Origin of the sequence: Craterilacuibacter sp. (assembly GCF_051659485.1) — a bacterium.
Classification (GTDB): Bacteria; Pseudomonadota; Gammaproteobacteria; order Burkholderiales; family Chromobacteriaceae; genus Craterilacuibacter.
Window position 1 is genome coordinate 1 of sequence record NZ_JBOFOO010000131.1, and the last position, 6,331, is coordinate 6,331.

The window sequence follows — 6,331 nt, forward strand, 5'->3', positions numbered from 1 at the left end:
GGCTTGCGACTTGGCCGATAAAGCCTTGCAACAGGCCAGAGAGGCCGGCCATCAGGCTGATGCACAGCACTCGAAGCAGCTGCAGCAACTGGCGCTGGCGCAGCAAGAGACAGAGGGGCTGGCGATGCGCCTGGCGGATGCGCAAGCCGGATGTGAGCGTCTGCAGGCCGAGCTTGGCCGGCAGCAGCAGGCGCTGACAGCTGCGCTGGCGGTATTGGGTTATGCCGTGCCGGATGAGACTGAGCGCTGGCTTGCCGCACGCGTGCTCGATTGGCAGCATTGGCAGCAAGGGCAGAAGCAGCTTGATGCTTTGCGCTTGGCGCACGAGCAGCAGCAAAGCCTGGTGGTGAATGCACGCCAGTATGCGGATGAGCGGCAGCAGCATGCACGGGCGCTGGGGGTCGGCTGTGCCGCGAATGTGGTGCTGGCCGATGTGGCGGCGGCGCTGACCTCGTGCATGGCATCGATGGATGCTGTGGCACATGCCTTGGCTACGCTTTTCGGGCAGCAAGGGCAGCTAGCGGTCGATGCCGCACGGCAGCATACTGTGCTGGATACGGCGGCTAAAAGCTGGCTGGCGGCATTGGCGGGCAGTGTCTTTGCCGATGCGGCGGGCTTTCTTGCCGCCTTATTACCGCCGGACGAGCGCCAGCGCCTGCTGGCGCTGCGTGAGCAGCTGGCCAAGGACCACTTACAGGCCACCGCCTTGCTGAAAAGTGCGCAGCATGCGCGCACGGCACTGGAGGCGGCCCCGCTTGGGGTGCTGGCGCTGGAGGCGCTGGAGGCACAGCTCGCGACCCTGCTGCAGGCCAGGCAGGATTTGGCGCTGCAGCAAGGCGGCATCTCCGTGCGCTTGGCGGAAGATGCTGCGCGCAGGCAAAAACAGCAGGCGCTATTGCGCCAGATCGATGTGCAGGCCGCCGATGTCGAGCTGTGGCAGCGTCTGGATGGCTTGATCGGTTCGGCCAGAGGCGACAAATTCCGCAAATTTGCCCAAGGGCTGACGCTGGATCATCTGGTTTATCTTGCCAATCGACAACTGCAGCGCCTGCATGGCCGTTATCTATTGCAGCGCAAGGATGCGGGTGAACTCGAGCTGGAAATTGTCGACAGCTGGCAAGGCGATGCGGCGCGCGATACGCGCACCTTGTCCGGTGGCGAGAGCTTTCTGGTGAGCTTGGCATTGGCGCTGGCTTTGTCCGATCTGGTGAGCCACAAGACCTCCATAGACTCGCTATTTCTGGATGAGGGCTTCGGTACGCTGGATGCCGAAACGCTGGAGCTGGCGCTGGATGCGCTGGATAGCCTGAATGCTTCGGGCAAGATGATAGGCGTGATCAGTCATGTGGATGCGATGAAGGAACGCATTCTCTTGCAGATACGGGTGCAAAAAGCGGTAGGGATCGGGTTTTCCGAGATCCGTATCGTGCCTTAAAGCATGCGCAGCTTGCCGTCTACGCTGATCAGCGCATCCAGCCGTATCCGGCTGCCATCGTCCAGCAGGATGAATTCCTGCTGCTCGCTGGTTACGATGTCGGTAATCCGCTGCTGAAGCTGCTGCCGGCTACCGTCTGTGCCCAGATAGACTATATGGCAGATTTTCTTTTGTAGTGCCAGCCACTCCAGTTCGCTGTGATAGTCGCAGCTGATGGGGGTGTAGGGTTGCGCGGGCATGCTGTTTTTCCTGCACTATACAAAAAATACGGTTGAGGGCATGGGTGCCATCAACCGTGTGTGCTTACTGTGTACTGCAGGCATTGCCTTGCGGGCACGCCAGCCAGATCAGGCTGGCCATGCGCCCGGTGACACCGTCGCGGCGGTAAGAATAAAAGCGGGCCCGGTCGATAACGGTGCAGAAGTCGCCGCCATATACCGCCGTCACGCCGCACTCGGCCAGACGCTGGCGCGCCAGCAGGTAAATGTCGGCAAGAAACTTGCCGTCGCCTATGGCCTGAAATCCGGCCTCGGCCTCGCTGTTGTGCGCCATGAATACACTGCGGACTTCGCCGCCGACTTCGAAGGCGTCCGGTCCGATGGCCGGCCCCATCCATGCCATGATTTCTTCCGGTGCCACAGCCATGGCGGCAACAGTGGCTTCCAGTACCCCGTCGGCCAGTCCGCGCCAGCCGGCATGTGCCGAGGCGACCACGGTGCCGGCACGGTCACAGAACAGAACCGGCAGGCAGTCGGCAGTCATGACTACGCTGGCCTTGCCGCATTGATGGGCGACGCTGGCATCAGCCTCGGGCGGGTTTTCTTCCAGCGTCGCGACATCCACCACGCGGGTGCCATGTACCTGATTGAGCCATGCCGGTTCGCAGGGTACGAAGCGGCGCAGGATTTCGCGGTTTTCCGCGATATGTTCGGGCGAGTCGCCGACATGGGCTGCCAGATTGAAGCTGGTGTAAGGCGCTTCGCTGACGCCGCCGGAGCGGGTGGTGATCAGCGTGCGCACATGCGCCGGTGCCGGCCAGTCAGCGCTAAGCCAGTCAGTCGCGTACATACATCACCTCGACGCCATCATCGCCTTCTTCATCCCATTCCTCGTCGAAGTCGTCTTCGTTTTCGCTCAGATTGGCAAGCATCAGCTCATGGGCTTCGCCGCGCATAATGGCCAGCAAGGCGCGCATATCATCCGGAATGCGCGCGGTCCAGGTCTTGGTTTCGCCGGTAGCGGGGTGCTGCAGGCTCAGGCGGAAGGCATGCAAAGCCTGGCGTGCCAGTCCTTTGACCGCACGGGCGACATCTTCACCCATTTTGTGGCGCGGATTGCCGTACACCAGATCGCCGGCCAGCGGATGCTGGGCTTCACGCATATGGACGCGGATCTGGTGGGTGCGTCCGGTTTCCAGGCGGCACTCGATGTAGCTGTGGTCGGCAAAACGCTCCAGTACTCGTACATGGGTGATGGCCTGTTTACCGCCAAATTTCACGCAGGCCATTTTCAGGCGGTTGTGCGGGTCGCGGCCGACATTGCTGTTGATGGTGCCGTCAAACGGCACCACACCATCGGCGACCGCGCGATAGAGGCGCTTGACGGTACGGGCCTGCATCTGGCGTACCAGATTGGTTTGGGCAGCCAGCGTCTTGGCGACCACCATCAGGCCGCTGGTGTCCTTGTCCAGACGGTGCACGATGCCGGCACGCGGGACTTGGGCAATGCCTGGGATATGGAACAAGAGGGCGTTAAGCAATGTGCCGGACCAGTTGCCCGAAGCCGGGTGTACCACCATGCCTGCCGGCTTATTGACCACCAGGATATGGTCATCCTGATAAATAATGTTCAGCGGAATATCTTCCGGCAGGTAGGCACGGTTTTCCGGCGTTTCGACCGGTTCGACCGAGAGGACTTCGTCGCCCATGACTTTGGTTTTACCTGCAACGACGGCGCCGTTGAGGGTGACGTGGCCGTCTTTGATCCATTGGGTCAGACGGCTACGCGAGTGCTCCGGCATCAGCTTGGCGATGGCGCTATCCAGCCTCTCGCCAGCCAGCGAGAGTGGAATGTTCAGGATGCGTGGTGCCAACATCTCGTTTTCTTCTGAGATGTCGTTATAATCGTCGGCATCGAAATAAGGATTGGTCATGAAAAGATATCTTGCTGCGATGTTGGTGGTTGCGGGCCTCGCCGGTTGCGCTTCAACTAGCGAGCCTAACGATGAAACGCGTGGCTGGACGGTCGAAAAGATCTATGGCGAGGCGAAAGATGAGCTTAGTAGCGGCAATTATACGCGCGCTATCAAACTCTATGAAACTTTACAAGCACGATACCCTTATGGCCGCTATGCACAGCAGGCACTAATGGATCAGGCTTACACCCATTACAAGGATGCAGAACCCGAGTTGGCCATCGCTTCGGCCAATCGTTTTATCCGTCTGTATCCGGCGCATCCCAACCTGGATTACATGTACTACCTGAAGGGGCTGGTCTACTACAACGACGATAGCACGTCGCTGGCGAAGTGGACGGGGCAGGATATGAGCGAGCGCGATCCCAAGGCCGCCAGCGAAGCCTTTAATGCCTTTCGCGATCTGACTGCCCGCTTCCCCGAGAGTTCGTACAGCAAGGACGCCGCAGAAAAAATGCAGCGCTTGGTCGATGCTTTGGGCGGTCACCAGATGCATGTGGCGCGTTACTACATGAAGCGTGGTGCTTGGCTGGCAGCGGCCAATCGTGCGCAGGATGTGGTACGTGAATACAACAATACCGCCTACCGTGAAGAGGCTCTGGCGATTATGGTGGCGGCTTACGAGCAGCTGCAAATGAAGCCGCTATCCGATGATGCCCGCCGTGTGCTGGCACTCAACTATCCGCAGAGCACCTACCTGAAGAACCCATGGCAGGTGAAGGATACTTCGTGGTGGAAGTTCTGGTAAGCACAACTTGCCAGCCTTTAAGTTCTAAATAGCAATCAGAGCCGCTTTGCGGCTTTTCTTGCAATGACGGGAAGCCCAGCATGAAAGCCATGATTATCCGCCAGACTGGCACGCCTGATGTTTTTGAACTGGCCGAGTTGCCCGTGCCCGAACCGCGTGCCGGACAGGTGCGTATCCGGGTGATGGCCAGCGCCGTCAATCCCATCGATTGCAAGATACGCTCGGGCGCTGTGCCGCTGGTGCCGGCTTATCCTGCCGTATTGCAAGGCGATATGGCCGGCGTAGTCGATGCGCTGGGGCCGGGTGTCACCGATTTTGCAGTGGGGGACGCCGTGTTCGGCTTTATCGGTGGGCTCAAGTCACATCAGGGAGCCTTGGCTGAATATGCCTTGGCTGATGTGCGCCTGCTGGCACTCAAACCCGGTGCGCTTGATTTCGCGGCGGCGGCGGCGCTGCCGGTGGTGGGCATGACGGCATGGGAAGGCTTGATCGAGCGTGCCTGCATCGAACCGGGGCAAACCGTGCTGGTGCAGGGTGGGGCAGGCGGCGTCGGTCATGTTGCGGTACAACTGGCACATGCTGCCGGTTGCCGGGTGGTGGCCACAGTGTCGGGCAAGGATAAGGGCAAGCTTGCGCGGCAACTGGGTGCGGACGAGATTGTCTATTACCGCGATGAGACGGTGGCCGATTATGTGGCGCGCCTGACTGGCGGGCGCGGCTTCGATGTGGTGTTCGATAGCGTGGGCGGCGCCTCGCTGGATGCCTCCTTGCAGGCTGCCGCCGTCGGCGGAAAAGTGGTGGCGATTGCCGCCCGCTCGACCCACGATCTGTCACCCATGCACGGCAAGGGCCTGGATCTGGCGGTGGTGTTTTCGCTGTCGCCCTTTGTGCATGGCTCGGGTTTTGAGCGTATCGGCCAGCGCCTGCGTAAGCTGGCAAGCCTGGTTGAGGCCGGCAAGTTGCGAGTCGTGCTGGACCCGCATGTGTTTACGCTACAGGCGGTAGGGGCTGCACATGCACTGATCGAGTCGGGTGGTGCGCATGGCAAGGTCGTGGTGCGGGTCGCCGGTTAAGTTTGACGCAGATGAGAGAAAGGACGCCGGCATGTTTTTGCGGCGCCCTTTTTGCGTCCTGTGCCGTCGGGTTAAATGGCTTCTTCGTTGATTTCACCAGTACGTATGCGCACCACTTGCTCGACGGTGGTGACAAAAATCTTGCCGTCGCCGATTTTGCCGGTACGGGCGATGGCGACGATGGACTCGATGGCACGGTCGACCAGGTCGTCGGGGAGCACGACTTCGATTTTGACCTTGGGCAGAAAGTCGACCACATATTCGGCACCGCGATACAGTTCGGTGTGGCCTTTCTGACGCCCGAAACCCTTGACCTCGGTAACGGTCAGGCCGTTAATTCCGATTTCAGACAGGGCTTCGCGAACTTCGTCCAGTTTGAATGGCTTGATGATGGCCTCTATTTTTTTCATGCGATCTCCGTATTGAAGCATGGTGGTGCAGGGTAATTATTGCTTATCAAGAACATATTGTGCGCTCAGACACGACCATGTCTTATAAAAAAAACCATTATCCTGTATTATTATGCGCTTCCCTGATATTTGTCGCGGGTGTCGAATGTCCTATCTATTCAAGCTGCGGGGCGGTGCTGCCCTATCTTCTTTCCGCCTGGAAAAACTCCTTGACGCAGCCCTGGATGCCGGTTTGCCGAAACTGGCTATATCCGCCGAATTCTGGCACTTTGCCCAGAGTGGCGAAGCGCTAAGCGAACAAGAGCAGGCTGTGCTGGCGCAACTGCTCACTTACGGTGCAGCAGTGCACCCCTCTGAGCCAGAGGGCGAGCTCTTTCTGGTGACGCCGCGTCTGGGCACCTTGTCGCCTTGGGCGTCCAAGGCCAGCGATATTGCCCAGCATTGCGGGCTGGAAAAAATCCGCCGCATCGA

8 protein-coding genes are annotated in these 6,331 nt (G+C 59.6%); 4 read left to right on the forward strand and 4 right to left on the reverse strand.

Going from position 1 to position 6,331, the window contains the following annotated elements; translation table 11 throughout:
* A partial coding sequence (locus ACRC1E_RS04560; protein ID WP_438513924.1) for an SbcC/MukB-like Walker B domain-containing protein occupies positions 1-1,435 on the forward strand: 1,435 nt, incomplete at its 5' end.
* Here the strand turns inward: ACRC1E_RS04560 and ACRC1E_RS04565 are convergent.
* From ACRC1E_RS04565 to rluD, 3 genes are all read right to left on the reverse strand, one after another.
* Positions 1,432-1,674, reverse strand: a complete 243-nt coding sequence (locus tag ACRC1E_RS04565) for a hypothetical protein (RefSeq protein WP_438513925.1) — start codon at positions 1,672-1,674, stop codon at positions 1,432-1,434. The genes ACRC1E_RS04560 and ACRC1E_RS04565 overlap by 4 nt on opposite strands.
* Before the next feature lie 64 nt (positions 1,675-1,738).
* Positions 1,739-2,503, reverse strand: a complete 765-nt coding sequence (gene pgeF, locus ACRC1E_RS04570; protein WP_438513926.1) for a peptidoglycan editing factor PgeF — start codon at positions 2,501-2,503, stop codon at positions 1,739-1,741.
* Complete coding sequence (gene rluD / locus ACRC1E_RS04575; protein ID WP_438513927.1) at positions 2,490-3,587, reverse strand: 23S rRNA pseudouridine(1911/1915/1917) synthase RluD; 1,098 nt, start codon at positions 3,585-3,587, stop codon at positions 2,490-2,492. The genes pgeF and rluD overlap by 14 nt, the downstream gene beginning before the upstream one ends.
* Here rluD and ACRC1E_RS04580 point away from each other — a divergent pair.
* Both ACRC1E_RS04580 and ACRC1E_RS04585 read left to right on the forward strand, forming a co-directional pair.
* Complete coding sequence (locus ACRC1E_RS04580; protein ID WP_438513928.1) at positions 3,586-4,377, forward strand: outer membrane protein assembly factor BamD; 792 nt, start codon at positions 3,586-3,588, stop codon at positions 4,375-4,377. The two genes, rluD and ACRC1E_RS04580, sit on opposite strands and share 2 nt — an antisense overlap.
* Before the next feature lie 80 nt (positions 4,378-4,457).
* A complete protein-coding gene (locus ACRC1E_RS04585; RefSeq protein ID WP_438513929.1) occupies positions 4,458-5,450 on the forward strand; it encodes a zinc-dependent alcohol dehydrogenase family protein in 993 nt (330 codons plus the stop codon).
* Between the two features lie 71 nt (positions 5,451-5,521).
* Here ACRC1E_RS04585 and ACRC1E_RS04590 read toward each other — a convergent pair whose 3' ends face one another.
* Positions 5,522-5,860 (reverse strand): P-II family nitrogen regulator, encoded by a 339-nt coding sequence (locus ACRC1E_RS04590; protein WP_438513930.1) that lies wholly within the window; start codon positions 5,858-5,860, stop codon positions 5,522-5,524.
* Positions 5,861-6,005: 145 nt separating this feature from the next.
* Here ACRC1E_RS04590 and ACRC1E_RS04595 point away from each other — a divergent pair.
* A partial coding sequence (locus tag ACRC1E_RS04595; RefSeq protein ID WP_438513931.1) for a hypothetical protein occupies positions 6,006-6,331 on the forward strand: 326 nt, incomplete at its 3' end.